Origin of the sequence: Caballeronia mineralivorans PML1(12), from assembly GCF_001028175.1 — a bacterium.
Classification (GTDB): Bacteria; Pseudomonadota; Gammaproteobacteria; order Burkholderiales; family Burkholderiaceae; genus Caballeronia; species Caballeronia mineralivorans.
In genome coordinates this window covers 1-24,698 of record NZ_AEJF01000238.1, presented here as the reverse complement: position 1 = coordinate 24,698, position 24,698 = coordinate 1, and the positions used below count along the sequence as shown (strand labels likewise).

The window sequence follows — 24,698 nt, the reverse complement described above, 5'->3', positions numbered from 1 at the left end:
CCGAGCAGGAGATCACGCAGAACCCGTTCGTGCAGTCGCTGATCCGCGATTTTGGCGCGAGTATCGTGCAGGGTTCGATCAAGCCGCTCGCATCGGATAGCGCGAAGGGCGGTGGCCAAAACGCGGCATCGACGAACTGACATTTTTGGGTTGGGGGGATGCCGACGAGGTTGGAAGGCAGGAAGCTATAAAGCCAGAACCCCCGCGGCGCTAACGAGTCTGAGCATCAGATCGAAAGAGTCGAGCAAGCACGTAGGTGGAAAAAGGCCTTACGTGCCTGACGACTTGAACCGACATCGAACATCGCCGTAAAGCAGATAAAGCACGCAAAGCAAATACGTCATCCATTCACAGTCAGCGCGGACTTGAGCTAACCCTGAAGCGCGCGGCACGCCATTCATTCTCTTTACCCCGTTTCCCGCAAGGAGCCCGACCATGATGAAGAACCAACTCGCCGGCTTGATGAAGCAAGCTCAGCAGATGCAGGACAACATGAAGAAGATGCAAGACGAACTCGCTCTCGTCGAAGTGGAAGGGCAGTCCGGCGCCGGTCTCGTGAAGGTGACGATGACCTGCAAGAACGATGTGCGCCGCGTATCGATCGATCCGAGCCTGCTCGCCGACGACAAGGACATGCTGGAAGACCTCGTCGCCGCCGCGTTTAACGACGCCGTGCGTAAAGCCGAAGCCACCACGCAGCAAAAAATGAGCGGCATGACGGCCGGCATGCCGATGCCGCCGGGTTTCAAGCTGCCGTTCTAAACCGGTCTAAACACGACAACCCTCAGAGCATACGGCCCTAGCGCATGAAACAACCTTCCGCCCTGTCGGCGCTCGTCGAAGCGCTGCGCGCGTTGCCGGGCGTGGGTCCCAAGTCGGCGCAGCGCATGGCCTATCACCTGATGCAGCACGACCGGCCGGGTGCTGAAAAACTCGGCCGCTCGCTGATGTTTGCGACCGAGCATTTGCAGCACTGCGAGAAGTGCAACACGTTCACCGAGGCGGCAATCTGCGAAGTCTGCAGCGATTCCGAGCGCGATCCCGAACTGCTCTGTGTGGTCGAAACGCCCGCCGACCAGATCATGCTCGAACAGACGCTGACGTATCGCGGCCTGTATTTTGTGCTGATGGGACGCTTGAGCCCGCTTGATGGCATCGGGCCGAAAGAGATCCATTTCGATCGCTTGATCCAGCGTGCCACTGACGGTCTCGTGAAGGAAATCGTGCTTGCCACGAACTTCACGAACGAGGGCGAGGCGACCGCACATTACCTCGCGCAGACGCTCAAATCGAAGGGCCTGAAGGTGACGCGCCTCGCGCGCGGCGTGCCGGTGGGTGGCGAACTCGAATACGTCGATGCGGGCACGATCGCGCGCGCGATGCTGGACCGGCGCTCGGTTTAGACCGCATTTACACCGCAACAAGGCAAGAACATGACCGAAGCAGAAGCACTGGCGCTCGCCACGCACCGGCATTACAAGGGCGGTTTGTATCGCGTGATTGGCGTGGCGCGGCATTCGGAGACGGAAGAACCGATGATCGTCTACGAACATCTCTGGCCGCACGATCATGGTTTGTGGGTGCGTCCGGCGGGGCTGTTCAACGGCACGCTTGCCGACGGGGCGCCGCGATTCCAGGCGCTCGATATTCCGCTGTAAAGGCTGTTTAGGCTACGTCAATAAGCCACGTGAAGCCGCTACGCAAACCGCTGTGAAGACAACAACGAAGGAGGCACCATGAGCGCATCCACGGGACCGCTCGCCGGCGTCAAGGTGCTCGAGCTGGGTACATTGATCGCCGGGCCGTTCGCCGCGCGCTTCATGGGCGAGTTCGGCGCCGATGTGATCAAGATCGAAGATCCGAACGGCGGAGACCCGCTGCGCAAATGGCGCAAGCTCTATCCCGAAGTGGGCGGGACGTCACTATGGTGGGCCGTCCAGGCGCGCAATAAAAAATCGGTGACGGTCAATCTCAAGGCTCCGGAAGGCAAGGAAATTGTCCGGCGGCTGGCGAAGGAAGCCGATATCGTCGTGGAAAATTTCCGGCCGGGCTTGCTCGAAAAACTCGGGTTGGGCTACGAGGTCTTGTCCGCCGAGAATCCCGGGCTCGTGATGGTGCGCCTGTCCGGCTACGGGCAAACCGGGCCGTATCGCGACCGGCCGGGTTTTGGCGCTATCGCTGAATCGATGGGTGGGTTGCGCCATATCACGGGCTATCCCGACTTGCCGCCGCCGCGCATCGGTATTTCAATCGGCGACTCCATTGCCGCGTTGCATGGCGTGATCGGTGCATTGATGGCGCTGCATCATCGGCAGGCGAATGGGGGCAAGGGCCAGGTGGTCGATGTCGCGCTGTACGAAGCCGTCTTCAACATGATGGAAAGCGTCGTGCCGGAATATGGCGTGTACGGAATGATCCGCGAGCGCACGGGTGCGTCGCTGCCGGGCATCGTGCCGTCAAATACGTATCCCTGCCGCGACGGCAGCATCGTGATTGGCGGCAATAGCGATCCGATCTTCAAACGGCTGATGCTCGCCATTGGCCGAGAGGATCTGGGCAACGATCCCACGCTCGCGTCGAATGACGGGCGCGTGCCGCGCACGCGGGAAATCGACGACGCGATTCGCGTATGGCTGTGCACACGGTCCATCGATGAAGCGCTCGCGGTGCTGAACGCCGCCGATGTTCCAGCGGGCCGTATCTACAGCGTGGCCGATATGTTCACCGATCCGCAATACATCGCGCGTCAGATGATCCAGCGATTTCCCTGGCAGGACGGCCGGGAGATTCCGCTGCCGAACGTGACGCCGAAGTTGTCGGAAACACCCGGCGAGACGCGCTGGCTCGGCCCGCAACTCGGTGAACACACCAACGAAGTCCTGCAATCGCTCGGGTATGGTCCTGACGAGATTGCGCAGCTGCGGGCGAACAACGCGATTTAAGTCTTCGAGACGCAAATAAGGCCGCTAAAAATAAAAAGCCAAGGCGACAAGATGCAACGCAGGACATTCATCGCGCTCACGCTGGTCGAGCGCTGGCTGATGAAATGGCAGCCGAGCGCGGCCGATACCGAAAAAATGTGAGGTCCGGCGGACGGTTAATTAATGTCATCCACCGCCTCACGATTCATCAAGGTTCGATCACAATTTTCCCCGACACGCGCCGGCTCGCCATATCGTTCAACGCTTCGGCGGTTTGTTCGAGTGCGTAGCGCTTCGTGACGTGAGGCCGCACCCGGCCGTCCCTGATCCAGCCGAAAATCTGCTGCAGTGCGGCGCTCGCCAGTTCCGGCTCACGCTGGATATGCTGACCCCAAAACACGCCGACAATACTCGCACCCTTGAGCAGCGCGAGATTCAGGGGCAACTTTGGAATCTCGCCGTTCGCAAACCCGACCACGAGATACCGCCCACGCCACCCAATGCTGCGAAAAGCCGGTTCCGCGTACTCGCCGCCGACCGGGTCGTAGATCACGTCGGGCCCGTTGCCGTCTGTCAGCGCCTTAATCCGCTCGCGCAGGTTTTCACTCGTGTAGTCAATAGTGGCATCGGCGCCGTGCTCCACGCATAACGCAAGCTTTTCCGGACTCGATGCCGCGGCAATAACACGCGCCCCGAGCGCCTTGCCGATTTCCACCGCAGCCAGCCCAACGCCGCCCGCAGCCCCCAGCACGAGCATGGTTTCCCCGGCCTTCAGCGCCCCCCGGTCGACCACCGCGTGGTGCGACGTGCCGTACGCGAGCGTGACGGCGGCAGCGCTTGCAAAGTCGATGTCCTCGGGCAAAGGCATGCAGGCCGCCTCGCTCGCCAACGCCTGCTCGGCAAACGCGCCTTGCGCCGTGTAGGCGGCGACCCGCATGCCGACCTTCAGCCGCTTGACGTCCGGACCCACTGCCCGTACCACACCAGCGAATTCGGACCCCGGCGTGAACGGCAGTTCGGGTTTCATCTGGTATTTGTTCTGGATCACGAGGACATCGGGGAAATTCACACTGGCGGCGCGTATGTCGATCGCCACTTGGCCAGGCCCGGGCTGGAGATCGGGCAGCGTCTCCAGAACGAGTGATTCTGGTGGCCCGTACTGGTTGCATCGAATGGCGCGCATGGTGTCTTCCTATGAAATTTTCGTGATCCGGCAGTGTAGATCAGGGCTGCATGAGCGCGCGTTTCCGCCCGCATCGTTGGCCGAAAGGCCTATAAAACGCAGGTGTATCGCCGGCCGTTACACGATGGAGCAGGCCGTTCGGCTGAGTGCCCCGGCGTCGATCCGCGGGCCTTCCTTCCTCGGTTACAATCGTCGGATGCGAATCCTACTCAGTAACGACGACGGTTATCTGGCCCGCGGCCTCAACGTGCTGCATGCGGCCATGCAGTCGCTTGGCGAAGTCACCGTGATGGCGCCCGAGCAAAACTGCAGTGGCGCTTCGAACTCGCTGACGCTTTCGCGGCCGCTCACCATCCACACTGCGCCGAACGGTTTCAACTACGTGAACGGCACGCCAACGGACTCGGTGCATATCGCGTTGACGGGCATGCTGGCGGAGCAGCCGGACCTGGTCGTATCGGGTATCAACAACGGCCAGAACATGGGCGAGGACACGCTGTATTCCGGCACGGTCGCAGCCGCTACTGAAGGGTTCATGTTCGGCGTGCCGGCGATTGCGTTTTCGCTTGTCGGCCGCGACTGGCTGCATCTCGACGACGCAGCGCGCGTGGCCGCGGACATCGTCGCGCACTATCTCGCGCACCCCATGCCCGGCCATCCGCTGCTCAATGTGAACATTCCGAGTCTGCCGTATGACGAGATGGGCGAGTGGCGTATTACGCGGCTCGGCAAGCGCCATCCATCGCAGCCGGTCGTGCGGCAAATCGATCCGCGCGGTAATCCGATCTGGTGGATCGGGCCGTCTGGCGACGCGCTCGATGCCAGCGAGGGCACCGACTTTCACGCGGTCGCGAACGGCCACATCTCAATCACGCCGCTGCAACTCGATCTGACGCATACCAAGCTGTTGCCCGCCACGCGCGAGTGGGCCGAGGCGCGGAGCCGGCGTTCATGACGGACGAGCGCGCAAAACGCTTTCCGCTGGCGCTCGCCGATCTGGTGCGCGAGCCGCGCAAGGCGACTGCGCGTCCCGATGCGCGCGGCAAGCCAGGGACGAAACCGGTGATCAAACCGGTATTGAAAGCGATCCAGGGCGGCAGCAGTGTTTTGAAATCCGCATCGACCACGCACAAGGCCACCGTGGCTGCAACAAAGCCGGTGGACGGCAAGGCAGCAAAACCGTCCACGGCCACGCATTCCGGTACGAAGGCAAGTGCTGCGGCGAAACCCAAATCGCCCGCGCTGGCGGGCAACACAGCGGCGCGAGGCGTGGCGGGGAGTTCTGCCGCATCGACGGGCAATGCACATCGTTCGCCTGCAAGATTGCATGCTGCGTCGAAGCCTTCGACGGTCGTCGCGCATCATCAGCCCGGCGCACTGCGTTCGGGTGCGCGTTCGAACGAAACGCGTGATCTTCAGCAGCCGAATGCAAAGCCGCATACAAAGTCGGATACCAAGCAGACGCCGCACCCCGACGTCAAGCCGAACCCCGCCCGAAAAGCCACTCCCCAGGCGGGGCAGCAGAGCACCCACGCGCTGACATCGGAACGTGTACGGGAGCGCATGGTCGAACGGCTGCGTGCCAACGGTATTACGGACGCGCGCGTGCTTGCCGCCATGTCCGTCGTGCCCCGCCATATGTTCGTCGATCCCGGACTTGCTGCGCAGGCTTATGAGGATGCTGCGCTGCCCATCGGTCATCATCAGACTATCTCGAAGCCGTCGGTGGTCGCACGGATGATCGAGCTGGTCGCGGCCGGGCGAACGCTCAAGAGCGTGCTGGAAATCGGCACGGGCTGCGGTTATCAGGCGGCCGTGTTGTCGCAGGTAGCAACCGACGTGTATTCCATTGAGCGGATCCGGCCGTTATCCGAGCGTGCAAAGCTGAATTTGCGGCCGTTGCGCGTGCCGAACATCCGCCTGCATTACGGCGATGGCCGCCTCGGACTGCCGGCGGCCGCGCCGTTCGACGCCATCGTGATCGCTTGCGCCGGACTCGACGTTCCGCAGGCGTTGCTTGATCAACTCGCTGTCGGCGGCAGACTTGTTGCGCCTGTTGGGTCGCAGACGGCGCAAGCGCAGATACTGACGCTCGTCGAGCGCGTTTCGCCCACTCAATGGCGCGAGTCGCAGCTTGATCGGGTTTTCTTTGTACCTTTAAAATCCGGAGTGATTTGACACCGATGAGTATGTTGCGTGCTAAACGAGAAGTGAGCGCGAACCCCGGTTTGACGGCGGTTCAGCGCGGTGTATGCGTGGTGGCGTTGTCCGCACTGGCCGCGTGCGCGACCCGGATGGATCAGGCGCCCGTCGTCGACCGGACTGGATCCGCTATCGGCACGCAAGCCGCTCAGGACGGGTCCGTGTTGCCGCCGGGTCCGCCGCCGCCGGGTTACTACCGGGTGAAGCCGGGTGACACCCTATACCGGATCGCACTGGAAAACGGCCAGAATTATCGGGATATCGCGTCGTGGAACAACATGGCGAACCCGAACCAGATCGAAGTCGATCAGTTGCTGCGCGTGGCACCTCCGGGCGCCAATCTCGCCGCCGCAACACCGGGCGTTTCTACCGCTCCCATTGTTGGTGGTGGTGTGCAAGCCCAGCCGCTGAACAGTACGTACGGCGCCAACACGCTGGGCGTGCAACCCGGCGCGAATGGTAACGTTCCGCCGCCGCCGAATTACGGCACGTCGTCCGGCATGGGGACGGCGACACCCGGCGTCGGGGCGCCCGGGTTGGCCATGACGCAGCCGCCGGCAACGGGCGTCGATAATGGCGCGGCCGCAACTCAGCCCGCATTCATCTGGCCGGCGCGTGGACCGATTCTCGGCACGTTCGACGAGGCGAAGAACAAAGGGTTGAACATTGGCGGCGCGGCCGGAGAAGCGGTCAACGCATCGGCGGATGGACGGGTCGTCTACTCCGGCAACGGTCTGCGCGGATACGGCAATCTCATCATCATCAAGCACGACGCAACTTTTCTTACCGCGTACGCACATAACAGCGCTTTGATGGTAAAAGAAGGAGACGCGGTGACAAAAGGGCAGAAAATCGCCGAGATGGGCAACAGCGATTCGGACCGCGTGATGTTGCATTTCGAAGTTCGCCGGCAGGGCAAACCTGTCGACCCTCTGAAGTATTTGCCGCCGCAATAAGCGAAATCATCATGCCTAAATCGAAGCGCCGCCCGCCGCAAGCCGAGGCTGAGACAATCAGCCGACCCACGCAAACAACGGTGGAAGACGGCGCTTCGAGCCAGGCAGACGAGGCTGAAACTGAAACGGCGGACGCCGAACTGGATTCCGACGAAGAAGGCGGCGCGAACGGCAAGGATGCCGTCGACGGGGCAAACGATTCCGTGCCCGACGTCGACGACTTCAAATCGATTTTGCAAGCCGAACTCACGGCCGACACAATCCAGCATTACCTGAACCGCATCAGCGTGAAGCCGTTGCTGACTGTCGAGGAAGAGCAGCGTTATTCGCGGCTGGCGAAAGCCGGTGAATTCGAAGCGCGCCAGGTGATGATCGAGCGCAATCTGCGGCTCGTGGTCAGTATCGCGAAGGGTTATCTGAATCGCGGCGTGCCGTTGCTCGATCTGATCGAGGAGGGCAATCTCGGTTTGATGCACGCTATCGAAAAATTCGATCCCACGCGCGGTTTCCGGTTTTCGACGTATGCCACGTGGTGGATCCGCCAGAGCATCGAGCGCGCGATCATGAATCAGGCGCGCACGGTGCGTTTGCCCGTGCACGTTATTCGCGAACTCAACCAGGTGCTGCGCGCGAAACGTCATCTCGAAAAAAGCTCGGCGAATTCGACGGCGGCAATTGCACCGGATCGGCGCGACGCGAGTATTGACGACATCGCGCATCTCACCGGGAAAACGCCCGAGGAAGTGACAGACATCCTCGCGCTCAACGAACACACGGCGTCGCTCGACGCGCCGCTGGATCTCGATCCGGCGAGCAGCCTGCTCGACCTCCTGTCCGACGACGCCAGCCAGTCACCAGATTCGGAAGTCCAGCATCGCGAACTGGAAACGCTGACAAAGCTGTGGCTTTCCCGCCTCTCCGACAAACACCGGCACGTCATCGAGCGCCGCTTCGGCCTGAATCATATTGAACCGGCTACGCTCGAAGAACTCGCCGACGAAATGGGCCTGACGCGCGAACGCGTTCGCCAGATCCAGCAAGAAGCACTGGTCCGGCTCAAGCGCTTCTTTGCATCGAACGGTGTGCGAAAAGACGCCGTGCTTTAGGCGCTGCCGGTTGTAACGCTGTCCTCAAAAAACAATGACTCCAATTCTCGTATTCGACATCGAGACGATTCCCGATGTCGACGGCATTCGCCGTCTCGACAACCTGCCCGCCACGCTCACTGACATCGAGGTTGCGGAGCACGCGTTCGCCGCGCGCCGTGAGCGGGTCGGCAACGACTTCCTGCCGCATCATCTGCAGCGCATTGCCGCAATTTCGTGCGTATTCCGCGATAACAGCGGTTTTCGCGTACGCTCGCTCGGCACGACAACGGACACTGAAGCAACGCTGATCCAGTCGTTTTTTCGCGTAATCGAAAAATACACGCCGCAACTCGTGTCATGGAACGGCGGTGGTTTCGACCTGCCCGTGCTGCACTATCGGGCACTGGTGCATGGCGTGACGGCGTCGCGTTACTGGGACCTCGGTAACGACGACCGCGAGTTTCGCTACAACAACTACATCAGCCGTTACCACGCGCGCCACACCGACCTGATGGACGTGCTCGCGATGTACCAGGCGCGTGCGAACGCACCGCTCGATGCGCTCGCCAAGCTCTGCGGTTTTCCCGGCAAGCTCGGCATGGACGGCGGCATGGTCTGGCAGGCTTATGCGGAAGGGCGCATAGAAGAAATCCGCAATTATTGCGAAACGGACGTCGTCAACACGTACCTGATGTACTGCCGTTTCCAACTGATGCGAGGCGGTTTTTCCGCCGAAGAATATGCCGACGAGATCAGCTTCGTGAAGAATGCGCTGGCGCTTGAACCGGCACCGCACTGGGCAGAATATCTCGCGGCGTTCGACCGCTGAGCATTGAGCCGGGGCTCTCCCGGCATCGTCTACAATCTCGCCTTTGCTGCCTTTTTCCCTGGGTTTTTTCGCCCTACGTCTCGCTTCGTCGTTACGCTCGTTTTTCACATTAGTTTTTCACATTAGCCAGGAAGTCCGCAGGTGTCTCACGCTCGAAAAAAATCGCGCAATCGCCGGAATTTTCCGGTTCGAATCGTTCCTCTAGACCCTTCGGCCGCCCCGCTCGAGATCGAAATCAAATCGCTCGATATGGACGCGCAAGGCGTCGGCCGCACGACGACCGAAGACGGCTCGGACGGCAAGGTTATTTTTGTGGAAGGCGCGTTGCCGGGCGAACGCGTGTTGTATGCGAGCTTTCGCAAGAAGGCCGCATTCGAGCAAGCGCTGTTGATCAAGGTCCTGCGTGAAAGCGTGATGCGCACGCGGCCGAAATGCCCTTATTTCAGTAAATGCGGCGGCTGCTCCATGCAGCATCTCGACGTGCGAGCGCAGATCGCCGTCAAGCAGCGCGTGCTCGAGGACAACCTTCAGCACATCGGCAAACTGCGCGCGGAAACGATTTACCGGCCTATTCATGGGCCGTCGTGGGGATACCGGTATCGGGCGCGGCTGGCTGTGCGGCTGATCGCGGGAAAGGGCGGGGCGCTGGTGGGATTTCACGAGAAAAAAAGCAGCTTCGTCGCCGATATGGAAACGTGCGAAGTGCTGCCGCCGCACGTGTCGGCGCTGCTTATGCCCCTACGTTCGCTTGTCCGCGATTTGTCCATTCGCGATCGCCTGCCGCAGATCGAAGTGGCCGTGGGCGCCGAGGTGACAGCGCTGGTGCTGCGGATTCTTGAGTCGTTGACGCAGGCGGACGAAGCGCTGCTGCGTACTTTCGCCGATGCACATGGCGTCCAGTTCTGGCTGCAGCCGAAGGGGCCGGAGACGGCTTATCCGTTTTATCCCCTCGGGCAGGAGTTGGCTTACACGCTACCCGAATTCGGCATCCGCATGCCGTTCAAGCCGACCGATTTTACCCAGGTCAATCATCTGATCAACCGGGTGCTCGTTAGCCGTGCGTTGCGGCTGCTGGCCACGCAGCGCACGGATCGGGTGCTGGATCTGTTTTGCGGTATCGGCAATTTCACGCTGCCGCTTGCGCGGGTGGCGCGCGAGGTGGTGGGCATCGAGGGCAGCGAGGGCTTGACCGAACGCGCGCTCGAGAACGCCAAGGCAAATGGCGTCGATGGACATACGTCATTCGCATGCCGAAACCTCTTCGAGATCACTGCGGACGATTTTCGCGCGCTAGGCCCCTTCGACAAAATTCTCATCGATCCGCCGCGCGAAGGTGCGCTGGCGGTATCGAAGGCGCTTGGTGAGATTGCGCAGAGCGGCGAGGGCGTGTTGCCGAAGCGGATCGTGTACGTCTCCTGCAATCCGGCAACACTCGCCCGCGACGCGGGCCTGCTCGTGCGCGACGCCGGTTATCGCATGAAGGGCGCGGGCGTGGTGAACATGTTTCCGCATACATCGCACGTCGAATCGATTGCGCTGTTCGAGCGCGATTGAGCGGTGCCGGTAATGCGGGCAAAAAAAACCGGCCTTGGAAAAAGGCCGGTTTTTTACTAGAGAGGCTAGCGCGCAATCAGTTCCGGTTGCCGCCGAAGATGCCGAGCAGCATCAGCAGGTTCGTGAACACGTTGTACAAGTCGAGATAGATCGCGAGCGCGGCGCTGATGTAATTCGTTTCACCACCATTCACCACGCGCTGGACGTCGAACAGCATGTACGCCGAGAAGATCACGATGGCCAGCACCGATACCGTCAGCATCAAGGCCGGCAGGTGCAGGAAGACGTTCGCAAACGCGGCCAGCAGCAGCACCAGTACGCCCATGAAGAGCCACTTGCCGAGGCCCGAGAAGTCGCGCTTGCTGACGGTCGCGATAGTCGCCATGGCGGCGAAGATCACACCAGTGCCACCAAACGCCATCATGATGAGCTGCGGTCCGTTCGTGTAGCCGAGGATGAAGCTCAGCAGACGCGACAGCATCAGGCCCATGAAGAACGTGAAGCCGAGCAGCACGAACACGCCAATGCTGCTGTTCTTCGTCCGCTCGATGGCGAACATGAAGCCGAATGCGATTGCCATGAACGCGATGAAGCTCATGGCCGGGCTGGTGGCCGCAAACAGGGAAAAGCCCGTTGCCACCCCGACCCATGCGCCCAGGACCGTTGGGACCATGGAAAGTGCGAGCAGCCAGTAGGTGTTCCGTAGGACGCGATTGCGGGTTTCGGCCGACGTTACGCTACCGCTGCGGCCAAAACTGTAAGGGGATTCGTTCATGGTTTCTCCTTGCCTAAACTTGTGTAAAGCCATCTGGTTCAAAAACACCGGCTCGAGTTGCCGTAAAACACCGACTTCGCCGTGAGCAAACACGACTTTCAGCACTCCAGCGGCTTCGTCAGACGATTGCCGCGAAAGCTTTGGCTTGCATTGTACGCTGCCGACCCGAGAGGGCCTTCCCGCATCAGACATGGGCCTATCTTGCGCCAAAATCAACGATGCTGCTGCGCACTACTCAGGCCGGTAAAATTACCGCGCGTTTCACAGCGCTTGGATAGCCGCTTCGTGCTTGTTTCATGCTTTGATGCTTACGAAGCCGTAAGGTTTCCATCGCAATCATACAACGCTTCGTGCTACAATTGTCGATTCATTTATATTCGTAACCCGTTCATTTTTTGGAGTTTTTCATGGCGATCGAGCGCACCCTGTCGATTATTAAACCGGATGCAGTGGCAAAGAATGTGATCGGTCAGATCTACAGCCGTTTCGAGCAAGCTGGCCTCAAGATCATCGCGGCTCGCATGGTCCATCTGTCGCGCGCTGATGCGGAAAAGTTCTACGCGGTTCACGCTGCACGTCCGTTCTTCAAGGACCTCGTCGAATTCATGATTTCGGGTCCCGTGATGATCCAGGCGCTGGAAGGCGAAAACGCCATCCTGACGAATCGCGACCTGATGGGCGCAACGGATCCGAAGAAGGCGGACAAGGGCACGATCCGCGCTGACTTCGCGGACAGCATCGACGCTAACGCCGTGCACGGTTCGGACGCTGCGGAAACCGCGCGTCAGGAAATCGCTTTCTTCTTCCCCGAAGTGAACGTTTATTCGCGTTGATTCGGGAGTAGATTTATCGCAGGAATTGGCGCGAAATACCCGGAGCGCGGCTCAGAACGCGTTCCAGGCTTCGCTCAGTAAGGAAATGGCAGAATCGAAATGACAGCCGCAACCGTCAACCTTCTTGACCTCGATGCCGCCGGGCTCGTCGCTTATTGCGACAGCCTGGGCGAAAAGCCGTTTCGCGCCAAGCAATTGCAACGCTGGATTCACCAGTTCGGTGTCGACGACTTTGACGGCATGACGGACCTGGCGAAATCGCTGCGTGAAAAATTAAAAGGCCGGGCAACTCTGGACATGCCCGCCATTGTGAACGACCACGTTTCTACCGACGGTACACGCAAGTGGCTGATCGACGTGGGTAACAGCAACGCGGTCGAGACCGTCTATATCCCGGAAGAAAATCGCGGCACGCTGTGCGTTTCATCGCAAGCGGGGTGCGCGGTGAATTGCCGGTTTTGCTCCACCGGCAAGCAGGGTTTTTCGCGCAATCTCAGTACGGGCGAGATCATCGGCCAGTTGCGCATGGCCGAATTCGCGCTGCGAGCATCGAAGAGTGGCAGTTACGGCGCGCCCAATAATGGCAAGGCCGACCGCGTGGTAACCAACGTCGTGATGATGGGCATGGGTGAGCCGTTGCTCAATTACGACGCCGTGGTGCCGGCCATGCGGCTGATGCTCGACGACAACGCGTACGGGTTGTCGCGTCGTCGGGTCACCTTGTCTACCTCCGGCGTGGTGCCCATGATGGACCGTCTTGGCGCAGATTTGCCGGTGGCACTCGCTGTGTCGCTGCACGCGCCGAACGATCCGCTGCGCGACATGCTCGTGCCGCTGAACAAGAAGTATCCGTTGCGTGAACTGATGGCGGCGTGCCAACGCTACCTGAAAGTGGCGCCGCGAGATTTCATCACATTCGAATACTGCATGCTCGACGGCGTGAACGACAGCGAAGCGCACGCGCGTGAGCTCGCCGCACTCACGCGCGACGTGCCTTGCAAATTCAACCTGATCCCGTTCAATCCGTTCCCCGAGTCCGGTTTGACGCGCTCGAGCAACGAACAAATCAAGCGATTCGCGCAGGTGCTGATGGACGCTGGCGTGGTGACAACGGTGCGCAAGACGCGGGGCGACGATATCGACGCTGCATGCGGACAGTTGGCCGGCGCGGTGCAGGACCGTACCCGGCTCGCCCAGCGCATGGGTAAGACGGCGAAAGTCATCGAGGTTCGCGCTGTCTGACGTAAGCGAGATGGTAAGCGGGATGTGCGCGCTGCCGACCTGCGGCGCGTCATTCGGCGAAAAAACCGGAAATTCCGGCAATAAACGATCGAAGGCGGCACACAAAGCCGTGCATTTTGTTATAAAGCGGTCTGCGGCACCGGCTCGGCTGTATCGTGCGGTGGCGCGATGGTCCGCGATGAAGCTGAACAGCGACAAAAAAGAATCGATGCGAGGAAATTGGGATGAGTGAGCCGCAGCACCCGACGCCTTTCGGCGCTCATAAAGCTGGCCAATCTGGCAGTCAGGCCGGAGCTCTGCCCGGCAGTCAGCCCGAGAACGCCGCGAGCGTCGCCAATGCCGCGCCGGGCGACATCCAGGCAGTGAATCTCGATTCGGTCGCCGCGGTCGGTGCGCGTCTTACGCAGCTTCGCGAAGCGAAAAACTGGTCGCTGGACGATGTATCCGCTCGATTGAAGGTGTCGCCGCAGAAACTGCGTGCGCTCGAGAGCGGCGACCTCAGCCTTTTCCCCGACCGGAATTTTGCGGCGGGCATCGTGCGCAGTTACGCGAAAATCATGGGCGCCGATCCCGCTCCATTCACGGCCGCGTTGCGTCATGCAAGTGGTCCGCTCGAGCAGAATTTGTCGCTGCCGGCATCGTCCGGTGCAGGCTTGCCGCGTGGTCGCGTTTCCGTGCCGCTTGGCAGTTCACCGAGGCGGCGGTCGTGGCTGTGGGGCGTTGCGGCGGTGATTGTCGCGGTGATCGCGCTCGCTATGTGGCACACGGGCGGGGATTCCGCCGCGTGGCTTGCCCGGTTGAAGGCGAGCGCCAACGGAGCGACCCAGGCAACGAGCGGCGAGACAAGCGCGAGTTCGTCGGTGGCGGCTACCGAGGAAACAACAGCGAATACGGGCTCGGTTGCATCGGGCGAGGCTGCTACGGAAGCGCCGGCGAATGCGGCCGGTGCGCAAGCAGGCGCGCAACCGATGCCGAGTCCGCTGGGCACGAATGCGCTGCCCGCGTCTTCATCGACGATTACAGCCGTTCAGGGCGCCGCCGCGCATGCACAAGGCGCGAGTGCTCCGGTCAGCGCGCCGGTGGCGAGTTCGACGAAACTCGCGCCGCAGGCAGACGTGGTTGCTACGGCCTCAGCGGCTGCTTCGGTGGGGTCCGGCGCTAACGAACTTGAATTGAAGGTGGCCAACGATAGTTGGTTCAGCGTACGCCAGAAGGACGGCAAGGAAGTGTTTTCGGGCCTGGTCAAGGCTGGCAGCGTGCAGCGAGTGGCAGGCGACGCGCCGTTCAAGATCACGGTTGGAAACCGGGCGGGTCTTGATTCGCTGACATTGGACGGACAACCCGTGGATCCAGCCAAATTCGGCCCAGCGAAGGGCAACGTCGCCCGTTTTTCGCTGCCCTGAGTTCGAGCCCGATTCTCAGCCTTGACACGGAGTTGTGCGAAGATTTCATCAGGGCGTCGCAAAGGTGGCGGCGTCGTTTTATGTCCTCGAGTCTCATTCATGTCCAGATACGCGTCACCGTGTGATAGCCGGCGGCGCAAAGGGTCTTTCGATGCAATCTGAAGCTCAACAACCCCTTATTGAAAGCAAGATTTGTTCGTCGGAGCCAGTCTTCGGCGGATCGTGGACACGGCGTGCCTCGCACGCCGTCGACGTACGCTGGGGCGGCCAGCTCGTGACAATCGGCGGTGATGCGCCCGTGCGCGTCCAGTCGATGACGAACACCGATACCGCCGATGCCATCGGCACGGCAATCCAGGTCAAGGAACTGGCGCAAGCCGGCTCGGAACTGGTGCGGATCACGGTGAATACGCCTGAAGCGGCGGCCGCGGTTCCCGCGGTACGCGAGCAGCTCGACCGGATGGGCGTGACCGTGCCGCTCGTCGGCGATTTCCATTACAACGGTCATACGCTGTTGCGCGACTATCCGGCCTGCGCCGAAGCGCTGTCGAAATACCGGATCAATCCGGGCAACGTTGGCGCAGGAGCCAAACGCGACACGCAGTTCGCCCAGATGATCGAGGCGGCTGCACGCTATGACAAGCCAGTGCGGATCGGCGTGAACTGGGGCAGCCTCGACCAGGATCTGCTCGCGCGGATGATGGACGAAAACGCGGCCCGTCCCACGCCGTGGGAAGCACAAAGCGTGATGTATGAAGCGCTGATTCAATCGGCGATCGGGTCGGCGGAACGCGCGGTCGAACTCGGCCTTGGGCGCGACAAGATCATCCTGTCGTGCAAGGTGAGCGGCGTGCAGGACCTGATCGCGGTGTATCGCGAGCTGGCCAAGCGCTGCAGCTTCGCGCTGCACCTCGGCCTGACCGAAGCGGGCATGGGATCGAAGGGTATCGTCGCGTCGACGGCGGCGTTGTCGGTGCTGCTGCAGGAAGGAATCGGCGACACGATCCGCATCTCGCTCACGCCGGAACCCGGTGGCGCGCGGACCGGCGAAGTGATCGTCGGCCAGGAAATCCTGCAGACCATGGGCTTGCGCTCGTTCACCCCGATGGTGATCGCATGCCCCGGCTGCGGACGCACCACGAGCACGTTGTTCCAGGAGCTGGCGTCGCAGATTCAAACGTATCTGCGTAACGAAATGCCCGTGTGGCGCGATCAATTCCCGGGCGTCGAGAAAATGCACGTCGCGGTGATGGGTTGCATCGTGAACGGGCCGGGTGAATCGAAGCAGGCGAATATCGGCATCAGCTTGCCGGGATCGGGCGAGAATCCGGCTGCGCCGGTGTTTATCGACGGCGTGAAGGTGAAGACGCTGCGCGGCGACCATATCGCTCAGGATTTCCAGCAAATCGTCAGCGAGTACGTTACACGCACTTACGGCAAGCGCGAAACCGCGCAGGCAGAAACACTTTAAAGACAGATGACTGAACAGAAGAAAAAGCTCGAGAAGCTGAGCGGCGTGAAGGGCATGAACGACATCCTCCCGCAGGATGCCGCGTTGTGGGAATTCTTCGAAAGCACCGTCAAGTCGATGCTGCGCGCATACGGCTATCAGCAGATCCGTACGCCAATCCTCGAGCCCACGCAGTTGTTCACGCGTGGCATTGGCGAGGTGACGGATATCGTCGAGAAGGAAATGTACAGTTTCACCGACGCGCTCAACGGCGAGCATCTTACGCTGCGCCCCGAGAACACGGCGGCCGTGGTGCGTGCGTCGATCGAACACAATCTGCTCTACGACGGCCCGAAACGGCTGTGGTACATCGGCCCCATGTTCCGTCACGAACGTCCGCAGCGCGGACGGTACCGGCAGTTCTACCAGGTCGGCGTGGAAGCGCTCGGCTTCGCAGGCCCTGACACCGACGCTGAAATCATCATGATGTGCCAGCGTTTGTGGGACGACCTCGGCCTGTCCGGCATCCGGCTTGAACTGAATTCGCTCGGCCAGCCGGAAGAGCGTGCGGCGCATCGGCAGGAATTGATCGCGTATCTCGAACAACACGTCGATACCCTCGACGAAGAATCGAAGCGCCGTCTCTATACCAACCCGCTGCGCGTGCTGGATACCAAGAATCCGGCGATGCAGGAAATCGCGCAGAACGCGCCGAAGCTCGTCGATTTCCTTGGGTCCGAATCGCTCGCGCACTTCGAAGGCGTTCAGCGCCTGCTGAAGGCGAACAACATTCCGTTCAAGATCAATCCGCGTCTCGTTCGCGGCCTCGATTACTACAACCTCACCGTGTTCGAATGGGTGACCGACAAGCTAGGCGCGCAGGGCACGGTCGCGGGCGGTGGCCGCTACGATCCGCTGATCGAGCAACTGGGCGGCAAGGCGACGGCGGCGTGCGGTTGGGCGATGGGTGTCGAGCGCATTCTTGAATTGCTGAAAGAAGAAGATCTCGTGCCGGCTCCGGAAGGAACCGATATCTACGTCGTCCACCAAGGCGACGCGGCGGCTGAGCAGGCGTTTATCATCGCCGAGCGGCTGCGCGATACGGGACTCGACGTCATTTTGCATTGCAGCCCCGACGGCACGCCGGCGAGCTTCAAGTCGCAGATGAAGAAAGCCGATGCGAGCGGTGCGGCGTTCGCCGTCGTGCTCGGCGAGGACGAACTGGCGCAGGGCATGGTCGGCGTGAAGCCGCTGCGCAGCGCGTCGCTCGAATCGACGGGTCAAAAGAACGAGCAAGCCACGGTGCCGGTGGAAGACTTGACCGAATTTCTAATCAATGCGATGGTGGCAACCGCCGACGACAGCGCCGACTGATAGTCGGGCAGCGTCATGCGTGAGAAAGCCGTGCGGCGGCCTGAAACAACGGGGCGCGGCGTTGCGCGCGAACACAAAAGCAGTCAAGGAATACGCAGGGCATGAGCTATCACGAAGAACAAGAATCACTTGAAAACCTGAAAGCCTGGTGGGCCAAATGGGGCAACTCCACGACCTGGATCGTGCTCGTGGCGCTCGTCGCCGCGGCGGGCTGGAACGGCTGGAATTTCTGGCAGCGCCGGCAGGCCGCGGAAGCCGCCGTGCTCTACGATCAGGTTCAGCAAGCGGTGGCATCGAGTGACAAGGCGCTGGTCACCCGTGTGTCCACGGACATGGAAGACAAGTTCGGCGGCACGGCTTACGCGCAGATGACGGCGCTCGCCGCCGCCAAATCGCTGTACGCCGCGGGCGACAACGCAGGTGCTAAAGCGCAACTGCAATGGGCCGCCGATCACGCGAAGGACGCCGAATACAAGCAGATCGCGAAACTGCGGCTGTCGTTGTTGCTGCTCGACGAAAAAGCCTACGACGCAGGTCTGAAGGTGCTCGACGACGCGCCGCTCGACGCGTTCAAGGGCGTGGTGTCGGATCGCCGCGGTGACCTGCTGGCCGCCGAAGGCAAACGCGATGAAGCGCGCGCGGCCTACAAGATTGCGCTCGACACGCTGCCGAAGTCCGACACGTCCGCTCGTCAACTGGTCCAGTTCAAGCTGGACGCGCTCGGCGGCTAGCACCGACGGCCGACCTCAGACCCCGCCGACCTTGTCTTTATGCAGGCGCGGTGCTCACTAGGTTAAAGTCACCGGTTTGCAGCGGTGAACCCGAGCACCACGCCGCACACCGATCAACCGATTTCACTTTATCCATGTTGCGTCCACCGATGATCTTTCTGAAACGCTACGCTCTCCCGCTCGCTTGCGCGATGACGGTTATGCTCACCGCCTGCGCCACCAAGGACGAGCGCCGCGTACCGACTCCGCTTGTAGACATCAAGCCGGTTCTAACCGTGGAGCAGGCCTGGAAGGCGAGCGTCGGCAAGGCCGGGCGTTACCTGTTCTCGCCGGTGGCCGTAGGCGACGCCATCTACGCCGCGGGCGCCAACGGCACGGTCGCGAAGATCGATGCGAAGACCGGTCAGGACGTGTGGCGCACCAAGCTGAAAGACGATCTGTCGGCAGGCGTGGGCAGCGACGGCAACCTGACCGCGGTCGGTGGCCTGAAAGGCAACGTCTACGTGCTCGGACCGGACGGCAAGCAACTCTGGACCGCGACGGCGCCGGGCGAAATCATTTCGCCGCCGCTGGTCGGCAATGATGCTGTCATCGTTCGGACGATCGACGGCAAGGTGATCGCGTTTAACGCCCAGACCGGCGAACAGAAGTGGATCTTTCAAGCGCGCGCCGTGCCGCTCAACCTGCGCGTGGCTGCCGGCATGACGTTCGCTGCGTCCCAGGCGGTCCTGGCGGGCTTCCCGGGCGGCACGTTCGCTGCGATCAACCTGCAAAGCGGCGACGCGTACTGGCAGACGCCGGTGTCGTTCCCGAAAGGCGTGACCGAAGTCGAACGTATCAACGACGTAACCGGTGCACCGACGCTGGTCGGATCGGAGACGTGCGCGGTGACGTTCCAGGGACGCATCGGCTGTTTCGACGCGAATTCGGGCCGCCCGCAATGGGAAAAAGCGTTCTCGAGCGACAGCGGTCTTGCGCAGGACAATGAGATTGTCGCGGCCGGCGACGACTGGTCGGTCGTCAACGCGTTTAGCGGTATCGACGGTGCGCCGCTCTGGAAGAACGACAAGTTGAAGAATCGCACGGTCAGCGTGCCGTTCATCCTGGGTCGCGCGGTGGTTATCGGCGACTACCAGGGCTACGTGCATTTCCTTTCGACGCAAAATGGCGAATTTGTCGGCCGTGCGAAGACCGACGGCAGCGCAATCACCGCTGCGCCGGTGCTGGCGGGCGATACCTTGGTCATCCAGACGCACGACGGCGGCCTGTATGGTTTCCGTCCGCGCTGATAGCTTGAGTTGATCTAACGTTCTGACGAGCGCGCCGGTTTTGCCGGCCGTTCGTGTTTTTTCGGACTTTTTTGTTTTTTGAGTCCGCGCCGTGCGAATAGAATCGATTCATCAAGGCCGCACGTGAGGCATTATCGTGCGGCAAATAAGCGCACAAGTAGCATATAGGCAGCATCGGCAACATAAACAGCAGCTCAGGCAACGGTACAAGTAACAACAGGCATCGGGATTCCGGCAGCAGAGTTGTGCAAACCGGTCCGCACCTTCGGGTGACGTTGCTCGATCGATCATGTCGTTTGGCGGAGCGCTCACTGCGTTCCACATGCGCTTCAAACGCCATGAACGTGGGACATCGCTGCACGCCGCGGTCGCTCCGCTGCAACCGTGCTAATTTTCGACACATCGCCGGGCCACGCACACTCGCGGCTCGCCGTTTCCGGACTTTTATCCGGCGCGCGCCGGGCCGGAATCATCCGCCTTGCGTTCAACTGTGAACACCATCTGATGAAACCCGTAATTGCCCTCGTGGGGCGCCCCAATGTGGGGAAATCGACGCTTTTTAACCGCCTGACGCGCTCGCGCGACGCACTCGTCGCCGACTTGCCCGGCCTTACCCGCGATCGCCACTATGGCGAAGGCCGGGTCGGCGACCGACCCTACCTGGTGGTCGACACCGGTGGTTTCGAACCCGTCGCGAAAGACGGCATCCTGCACGAAATGGCTCGTCAGACGCGCCAGGCGGTGGAAGAGGCCGACGTGGTCGTCTTCATCACCGACGGCCGCAATGGACTCGCGCCGCAGGACAAGGCGATCGCGGATTATCTGCGCAAGACCGGCCGGCCGCTGTTCCTGGTGGTCAACAAGGCCGAAGGGATGAAGTACAGCGCGGTGGCCGCCGATTTCTACGAACTGGGCCTCGGCGACCCGCGTGCGATCTCGGCGGCGCATGGCGACGGCGTGACCGAAATGATCGGTGACGCGCTCGAAATCGCGTACGCCGGGCAGCCGGAAGAAGACCCCGAGGAAAAGGCGGCGCGCGGCGTAAAAATCGCCATTGTGGGACGTCCGAACGTCGGCAAGTCGACGCTGATCAATGCGTTGGTCGGCGAGGAGCGCGTGATCGCGTTCGACATGCCCGGCACTACGCGCGATTCCATCTATGTTGATTTCGAGCGCAGCGGCCGCAAATACACGTTGATCGATACCGCAGGGTTGCGTCGTCGCGGCAAGGTGTTTGAGGCCGTTGAAAAGTTTTCGGTGGTGAAGACATTGCAGTCCATTTCCGACGCTAACGTGGTGATCCTGCTGCTTGATGCACAGCAGGACATCTCCGATCAGGACGCGCATATCGCGGGCTTCGTAGTCGAACAGGGACGGGCGCTGGTGGTGGGGGTCAATAAGTGGGACGGATTGGACTCGCATGTACGCGAGCGCACCAAGGCCGACCTTACGCGTAAGCTCAAGTTTTTGGACTTTGCTAAATTCCATTACGTGTCGGCGCTGGAAAAGACGGGTATCAGCCAGTTGATGAAATCGGTGGATGACGCCTACGCCGCCGCCATGGCCAAGCTGCCCACGCCGAAGCTCACGCGCGCGCTGATCGATGCGGTGGAATTTCAGCAGCCGCGCCGCCGCGGACCGATTCGTCCGAAGCTACGTTATGCGCACCAGGGCGGGCAGAATCCACCGATCATCGTCGTGCACGGAAATGCCCTCGACGCGATCACCGATACCTATAAACGTTACCTCGAAGGCCGCTTCAGAGAAACTTTTGGGCTGGTTGGGACTCCATTGCGCATAGAGTTCCGTTCGAGCGCGAACCCTTACGCGGACAAAGGCTGAATCCCGCGTGCACCAAGCGTTTCGCCGGGTTTTCGACGGCTGGGGCGCGCTGGTGCGAAAATGAAAATCGGCTATAGTGTAGCGATTGACGGCGGATCTCTTTTTCTTCGTCGCAATCACGTCAACCTGCAAAAATAATACGGAGTTTGCTATGAGCAACAAAGGGCAATTGTTACAAGACCCGTTTTTGAACGCACTGCGAAAAGAGCATGTGCCGGTGTCGATTTACCTGGTCAACGGCATCAAGCTGCAAGGCAATATTGAATCGTTCGACCAGTACGTCGTGTTGCTCCGGAATACGGTTACCCAGATGGTCTACAAGCACGCCATTTCTACGGTCGTGCCGGCGCGTCCGGTGAATTTCCACCCGGATGCAGAAACGCCCTAAACCTCGTTGCGCCCGGTGTCACGGCATGAATGAACGTGCTAATTCACCGGTCGCTTCAAAATGAAAACATTGATTTGATCAACGCAGCGCTTGTCGGTATCGACTTCGGCAAAATCGATTTCGATGCCAGTCTCGAAGAACTCAGTCTGCTCGCACAAAGTGCGGGTGCCCATCCCGCCGTCACCCTGACCGGTCGCCGTTCCAGCCCCGATGCCAAGATGTTTGTCGGCAGCGGCAAAGTCGAAGAGCTGCGCCTCGCGTGCGACGCCAACGACGTGGAACTCGTCATTTTTAATCACGCCCTCGCGCCCGCGCAGCAACGCAATCTGGAAACGGCGCTGGATAGACGCGTGATTGACCGGACCAGTCTCATCCTCGACATTTTTGCGCAGCGTGCCCGCAGTCACGAAGGCAAGCTGCAGGTCGAACTCGCGCAGCTCCAATACCTGTCCACCCGATTGATTCGCGCGTGGACTCACCTCGAGCGGCAAAAAGGCGGTATCGGTTTGCGCGGTCCGGGTGAAACCCAGCTTGAAACCGACCGCCGGCTAATCGGTGAACGGATCAAGGCACTGAAGGCGCGGTTGATGAAGTTGCGGCGCCAGCACGGCACGCAGCGGCGTCAGCGCGTGCGCAACCGGACCACGTCGGTGTCGCTCGTCGGTTATACGAACGCGGGCAAGTCGACGCTGTTCAATGCGTTGACGAAGGCGCAGGCGTACGCGGCGGACCAGTTGTTCGCCACGCTCGATACCACCTCGCGACGGGTCTATCTCAGCGAAGAAGCGGGCCAGGCAGTGGTGTCCGACACGGTCGGTTTCATCCGTGACTTGCCTCACCAACTGGTCGCGGCTTTTCGCGCGACGCTCGAGGAAACCGTTCAGGCCGACTTGCTGCTGCACGTGGTGGATGCATCGAGCATGGTGCGGCTCGATCAGATCGACGAGGTGAATAAGGTGCTGAGCAGTATCGGCGCCGACGGTATTCCGCAGATCCTCGTCTTCAACAAGATCGACGCGGTGCCTGAGCTGGCGGCCCGCGGCGACGCAGTTGAAAGGGATGAGTATGGTAATATTTTGCGCGTCTTTTTGAGCGCGCGAACGGGTCAGGGACTCGACGCGCTGCGCGCGGCCATCGCCGAATTTGCGGCTTCCGAACCCAAAGATAACAACGAGTACACGGAACTTCCGGACGGCACAATCGTGCCGGAGTCCATGGATAGCACATCCGACGACGGAACCACGCTACCGGAAGACCACCGGTCAGCCGACGAAAGTGAAGACCGCAAGGTCCCCGAGCACGGGCACTGATCTGTTCCGATTTGCATTGACCCGGCTGTCTAATGGTGAATCACCGAGTGAACGACTACAACGAGCGGAGTAACCGGCAGCTTTCGCATGCCGTCTTTTCGATCAACGATCCGCGCTGGGGGCGGGGCGACGGCAATGGCGACGGCAAAAGCCAGGACCAGCAGCGTCCGCAGGAACCAAAGCGTCCATCGAAGGACAAGGACGGTGAAGGTCCACCGGATCTCGACGAAATGTGGCGCGACTTCAACAAGAAGCTCGCCGGCTTGTTCGGCAAAAAACCGGCAGGCGGCGGTCCGCGTACGGACAACGGCCGCGGCGCCAAGATCGGGATGGGCGTTGTCATCGGCGTGCTGATCGCGATCTACCTGGGCAGCGGCGTATTCGTCGTACAGGACGGCAATGTCGGGGTTGTGTCGCGCTTCGGTAAATATGAAGGGTCGGCGGACCCGGGCATGCACTGGCGTCTTCCGTATCCGTTCGAATCGCAGGAGATCGTCAATACGTCGCAGATTCGTTCGGTCGAAGTCGGCCGCAACAACACCGTCACCCAGGCCAACGTACGCGACGCGTCGCTGCTCACGCACGACGCGGATATCGTCGATGTGCGGTTTGCCGTGCAGTACCAGATCAAGTCGGCAACCGACTATCTGTTCCGCAATGTCGATCCCGATCAGAACGTGACGGAATCGGCTCAGGCCGCGATTCGCGAGATCGCGGGCACGCATAGCACCGACGACCTGCTTTTCAAGGATCGCGAAGCATTGCGCGCGAAACTCGTCGACCGGATCCAGGCATCGCTCGATTCGTACAAGACGGGCTTGCAGGTGACCGGCGTGACGATCCAGAGCGTGCAGGTGCCGGCGCAGGTCCAGGCCGCGTTCGAGGATGCAGCGAAGGTGCGTCAGGATAACGAGCGCGCGGTCGATACCGCGAAAGCCTACGCCGATCAACTATTGCCGCGCGCGAAAACCGACGCGGCGCGCATGATCGACGACGCAAAGGGCTATAGCAACCGGGTCGTTTCGCAGGCGCAAGGCAATGCCGAGCGCTTCAAGCAGGTCTACGCAGAATATTCGAAGGCGCCGGCAGTGATTCGTCAACGCATGTATCTGGACACAATGCAGCAGATCTATTCGCGTGCGACGAAGGTGTTCGTCGACAGCAAGAGCTCGAACAACGTGGTGTATTTGCCGCTCGACAAGCTCGTCGATGCAAACCGTCAGCATGCAAATGCAGGCGTTCCGGCGTCGGGCGCAGCAGCGTCATCAGGCCCGAATCAGCCGGTCGGGGCTCCGCCTGCCGGTGTGCTGGGAAGTTCCGGAGGCTCC

Annotated in this window: 23 protein-coding genes; 21 read left to right on the top strand and 2 right to left on the bottom strand. The window is 61.0% G+C overall.

The genetic code is table 11. The annotated features are described in order from the left end of the window. Positions 1 to 435 precede the first annotated feature (435 nt). The 4 genes from EOS_RS39420 to EOS_RS39405 all read left to right on the top strand — a co-directional run bounded on the left by EOS_RS39420 (position 436) and on the right by EOS_RS39405 (position 2,942). Positions 436 to 762 (top strand): YbaB/EbfC family nucleoid-associated protein, encoded by a 327-nt coding sequence (locus tag EOS_RS39420; protein WP_047897655.1) that lies wholly within the window; start codon positions 436 to 438, stop codon positions 760 to 762. 44 nt (positions 763 to 806) lie between these two features. Next, positions 807 to 1,403, top strand: a complete 597-nt coding sequence (gene recR / locus EOS_RS39415) for a recombination mediator RecR (protein WP_047897654.1) — start codon at positions 807 to 809, stop codon at positions 1,401 to 1,403. A 30-nt stretch (positions 1,404 to 1,433) separates the two neighbouring features. Next, positions 1,434 to 1,658 carry a DUF1653 domain-containing protein gene (locus EOS_RS39410; RefSeq protein WP_047897653.1) on the top strand — a complete coding sequence of 75 codons (225 nt, stop codon included), beginning with the start codon at positions 1,434 to 1,436 and terminating at the stop codon, positions 1,656 to 1,658. Positions 1,659 to 1,736: 78 nt separating this feature from the next. After that, on the top strand, positions 1,737 to 2,942 hold the full coding sequence (locus EOS_RS39405; RefSeq protein ID WP_047897652.1) for a CaiB/BaiF CoA transferase family protein: 1,206 nt from the start codon (positions 1,737 to 1,739) through the stop codon (positions 2,940 to 2,942). A 187-nt stretch (positions 2,943 to 3,129) separates the two neighbouring features. Here the strand turns inward: EOS_RS39405 and EOS_RS39400 are convergent, their stop codons facing one another. After that, positions 3,130 to 4,104 (bottom strand): NADPH:quinone oxidoreductase family protein, encoded by a 975-nt coding sequence (locus tag EOS_RS39400; protein WP_047897651.1) that lies wholly within the window; start codon positions 4,102 to 4,104, stop codon positions 3,130 to 3,132. Positions 4,105 to 4,300: 196 nt separating this feature from the next. On the opposite strand from EOS_RS39400, the gene surE reads away from it, so the two are divergent. From surE to rlmD, 6 genes are all read left to right on the top strand, one after another. Then, positions 4,301 to 5,059: a 5'/3'-nucleotidase SurE gene (gene surE / locus EOS_RS39395; protein ID WP_047897659.1), complete on the top strand. Its 759-nt coding sequence runs from the start codon at positions 4,301 to 4,303 to the stop codon at positions 5,057 to 5,059. Further along, the gene (locus EOS_RS39390; protein WP_047897650.1) at positions 5,056 to 6,282 is read left to right on the top strand and encodes a protein-L-isoaspartate(D-aspartate) O-methyltransferase; all 1,227 of its coding nucleotides are present in this window, start codon (positions 5,056 to 5,058) and stop codon (positions 6,280 to 6,282) included. Before surE ends, EOS_RS39390 begins: the two co-directional genes overlap by 4 nt. A gap of 5 nt (positions 6,283 to 6,287) precedes the next feature. Further along, the gene (locus EOS_RS39385; protein WP_047897649.1) at positions 6,288 to 7,262 is read left to right on the top strand and encodes a peptidoglycan DD-metalloendopeptidase family protein; all 975 of its coding nucleotides are present in this window, start codon (positions 6,288 to 6,290) and stop codon (positions 7,260 to 7,262) included. Positions 7,263 to 7,273: 11 nt separating this feature from the next. After that, positions 7,274 to 8,368 carry an RNA polymerase sigma factor RpoS gene (rpoS, locus tag EOS_RS39380; protein WP_047897648.1) on the top strand — a complete coding sequence of 365 codons (1,095 nt, stop codon included), beginning with the start codon at positions 7,274 to 7,276 and terminating at the stop codon, positions 8,366 to 8,368. A 34-nt stretch (positions 8,369 to 8,402) separates the two neighbouring features. Then, positions 8,403 to 9,179, top strand: coding sequence for a 3'-5' exonuclease (locus EOS_RS39375; RefSeq protein WP_047897647.1), 777 nt, complete (start codon positions 8,403 to 8,405; stop codon positions 9,177 to 9,179). Positions 9,180 to 9,371: 192 nt separating this feature from the next. Next, a complete protein-coding gene (gene rlmD, locus EOS_RS39370) occupies positions 9,372 to 10,733 on the top strand; it encodes a 23S rRNA (uracil(1939)-C(5))-methyltransferase RlmD (RefSeq protein ID WP_047897658.1) in 1,362 nt (453 codons plus the stop codon). Positions 10,734 to 10,809: 76 nt separating this feature from the next. Here the strand turns inward: rlmD and EOS_RS39365 are convergent, their stop codons facing one another. Continuing rightward, positions 10,810 to 11,508 carry a Bax inhibitor-1/YccA family protein gene (locus EOS_RS39365; protein WP_047897646.1) on the bottom strand — a complete coding sequence of 233 codons (699 nt, stop codon included), beginning with the start codon at positions 11,506 to 11,508 and terminating at the stop codon, positions 10,810 to 10,812. Positions 11,509 to 11,915: 407 nt separating this feature from the next. Here EOS_RS39365 and ndk point away from each other — a divergent pair, with 407 nt between their 5' ends. The 11 genes from ndk to hflK form a co-directional block, all read left to right on the top strand. Continuing rightward, positions 11,916 to 12,341 carry a nucleoside-diphosphate kinase gene (gene ndk / locus EOS_RS39360; RefSeq protein ID WP_047897645.1) on the top strand — a complete coding sequence of 142 codons (426 nt, stop codon included), beginning with the start codon at positions 11,916 to 11,918 and terminating at the stop codon, positions 12,339 to 12,341. Positions 12,342 to 12,440: 99 nt separating this feature from the next. Then, positions 12,441 to 13,583: a 23S rRNA (adenine(2503)-C(2))-methyltransferase RlmN gene (gene rlmN, locus EOS_RS39355; protein ID WP_047897644.1), complete on the top strand. Its 1,143-nt coding sequence runs from the start codon at positions 12,441 to 12,443 to the stop codon at positions 13,581 to 13,583. A 224-nt stretch (positions 13,584 to 13,807) separates the two neighbouring features. Further along, positions 13,808 to 14,986 (top strand): helix-turn-helix domain-containing protein, encoded by a 1,179-nt coding sequence (locus EOS_RS39345; RefSeq protein WP_047897642.1) that lies wholly within the window; start codon positions 13,808 to 13,810, stop codon positions 14,984 to 14,986. Positions 14,987 to 15,137: 151 nt separating this feature from the next. Next, positions 15,138 to 16,457: a flavodoxin-dependent (E)-4-hydroxy-3-methylbut-2-enyl-diphosphate synthase gene (ispG, locus tag EOS_RS39340; RefSeq protein ID WP_047897657.1), complete on the top strand. Its 1,320-nt coding sequence runs from the start codon at positions 15,138 to 15,140 to the stop codon at positions 16,455 to 16,457. A gap of 6 nt (positions 16,458 to 16,463) precedes the next feature. Beyond that, on the top strand, positions 16,464 to 17,810 hold the full coding sequence (gene hisS / locus EOS_RS39335; RefSeq protein ID WP_047897641.1) for a histidine--tRNA ligase: 1,347 nt from the start codon (positions 16,464 to 16,466) through the stop codon (positions 17,808 to 17,810). A gap of 101 nt (positions 17,811 to 17,911) precedes the next feature. Then, entirely contained in the window at positions 17,912 to 18,541 is a 630-nt protein-coding gene (locus EOS_RS39330) for a YfgM family protein (protein ID WP_047897640.1), read from the top strand. 149 nt (positions 18,542 to 18,690) lie between these two features. Then, complete coding sequence (bamB, locus tag EOS_RS39325; RefSeq protein WP_047897639.1) at positions 18,691 to 19,830, top strand: outer membrane protein assembly factor BamB; 1,140 nt, start codon at positions 18,691 to 18,693, stop codon at positions 19,828 to 19,830. A gap of 504 nt (positions 19,831 to 20,334) precedes the next feature. Beyond that, complete coding sequence (der, locus tag EOS_RS39320) at positions 20,335 to 21,672, top strand: ribosome biogenesis GTPase Der (protein ID WP_031356422.1); 1,338 nt, start codon at positions 20,335 to 20,337, stop codon at positions 21,670 to 21,672. Positions 21,673 to 21,823: 151 nt separating this feature from the next. Beyond that, positions 21,824 to 22,060: an RNA chaperone Hfq gene (hfq, locus tag EOS_RS39315; RefSeq protein ID WP_031356421.1), complete on the top strand. Its 237-nt coding sequence runs from the start codon at positions 21,824 to 21,826 to the stop codon at positions 22,058 to 22,060. A gap of 29 nt (positions 22,061 to 22,089) precedes the next feature. After that, positions 22,090 to 23,370 carry a GTPase HflX gene (gene hflX, locus EOS_RS39310; RefSeq protein WP_047897638.1) on the top strand — a complete coding sequence of 427 codons (1,281 nt, stop codon included), beginning with the start codon at positions 22,090 to 22,092 and terminating at the stop codon, positions 23,368 to 23,370. A 47-nt stretch (positions 23,371 to 23,417) separates the two neighbouring features. Continuing rightward, the coding region (gene hflK, locus EOS_RS39305) for an FtsH protease activity modulator HflK (protein ID WP_047897656.1) at positions 23,418 to 24,698 on the top strand (1,281 nt) is incomplete at its 3' end.

What these genes read in the sequence shown, in the direction of transcription:
- EOS_RS39400 (WP_047897651.1), bottom strand. Translation starts at nt 4,104, where the DNA reads ATGCGCGCCATTCGATGCAACCAGTACGGGCCACCAGAATCACTCGTT.
- hflX (WP_047897638.1), top strand. Translation starts at nt 22,090, where the DNA reads ATGAACGTGCTAATTCACCGGTCGCTTCAAAATGAAAACATTGATTTG.
- EOS_RS39330 (WP_047897640.1), top strand. Translation starts at nt 17,912, where the DNA reads ATGAGCTATCACGAAGAACAAGAATCACTTGAAAACCTGAAAGCCTGG.
- EOS_RS39405 (WP_047897652.1), top strand. Translation starts at nt 1,737, where the DNA reads ATGAGCGCATCCACGGGACCGCTCGCCGGCGTCAAGGTGCTCGAGCTG.
- EOS_RS39375 (WP_047897647.1), top strand. Translation starts at nt 8,403, where the DNA reads ATGACTCCAATTCTCGTATTCGACATCGAGACGATTCCCGATGTCGAC.
- rlmN (WP_047897644.1), top strand. Translation starts at nt 12,441, where the DNA reads ATGACAGCCGCAACCGTCAACCTTCTTGACCTCGATGCCGCCGGGCTC.
- EOS_RS39420 (WP_047897655.1), top strand. Translation starts at nt 436, where the DNA reads ATGATGAAGAACCAACTCGCCGGCTTGATGAAGCAAGCTCAGCAGATG.
- der (WP_031356422.1), top strand. Translation starts at nt 20,335, where the DNA reads ATGAAACCCGTAATTGCCCTCGTGGGGCGCCCCAATGTGGGGAAATCG.
- EOS_RS39390 (WP_047897650.1), top strand. Translation starts at nt 5,056, where the DNA reads ATGACGGACGAGCGCGCAAAACGCTTTCCGCTGGCGCTCGCCGATCTG.
- ispG (WP_047897657.1), top strand. Translation starts at nt 15,138, where the DNA reads ATGCAATCTGAAGCTCAACAACCCCTTATTGAAAGCAAGATTTGTTCG.
- hisS (WP_047897641.1), top strand. Translation starts at nt 16,464, where the DNA reads ATGACTGAACAGAAGAAAAAGCTCGAGAAGCTGAGCGGCGTGAAGGGC.
- ndk (WP_047897645.1), top strand. Translation starts at nt 11,916, where the DNA reads ATGGCGATCGAGCGCACCCTGTCGATTATTAAACCGGATGCAGTGGCA.
- surE (WP_047897659.1), top strand. Translation starts at nt 4,301, where the DNA reads ATGCGAATCCTACTCAGTAACGACGACGGTTATCTGGCCCGCGGCCTC.
- recR (WP_047897654.1), top strand. Translation starts at nt 807, where the DNA reads ATGAAACAACCTTCCGCCCTGTCGGCGCTCGTCGAAGCGCTGCGCGCG.
- bamB (WP_047897639.1), top strand. Translation starts at nt 18,691, where the DNA reads ATGATCTTTCTGAAACGCTACGCTCTCCCGCTCGCTTGCGCGATGACG.
- EOS_RS39345 (WP_047897642.1), top strand. Translation starts at nt 13,808, where the DNA reads ATGAGTGAGCCGCAGCACCCGACGCCTTTCGGCGCTCATAAAGCTGGC.
- EOS_RS39410 (WP_047897653.1), top strand. Translation starts at nt 1,434, where the DNA reads ATGACCGAAGCAGAAGCACTGGCGCTCGCCACGCACCGGCATTACAAG.
- rpoS (WP_047897648.1), top strand. Translation starts at nt 7,274, where the DNA reads ATGCCTAAATCGAAGCGCCGCCCGCCGCAAGCCGAGGCTGAGACAATC.
- EOS_RS39365 (WP_047897646.1), bottom strand. Translation starts at nt 11,508, where the DNA reads ATGAACGAATCCCCTTACAGTTTTGGCCGCAGCGGTAGCGTAACGTCG.
- hfq (WP_031356421.1), top strand. Translation starts at nt 21,824, where the DNA reads ATGAGCAACAAAGGGCAATTGTTACAAGACCCGTTTTTGAACGCACTG.
- EOS_RS39385 (WP_047897649.1), top strand. Translation starts at nt 6,288, where the DNA reads ATGAGTATGTTGCGTGCTAAACGAGAAGTGAGCGCGAACCCCGGTTTG.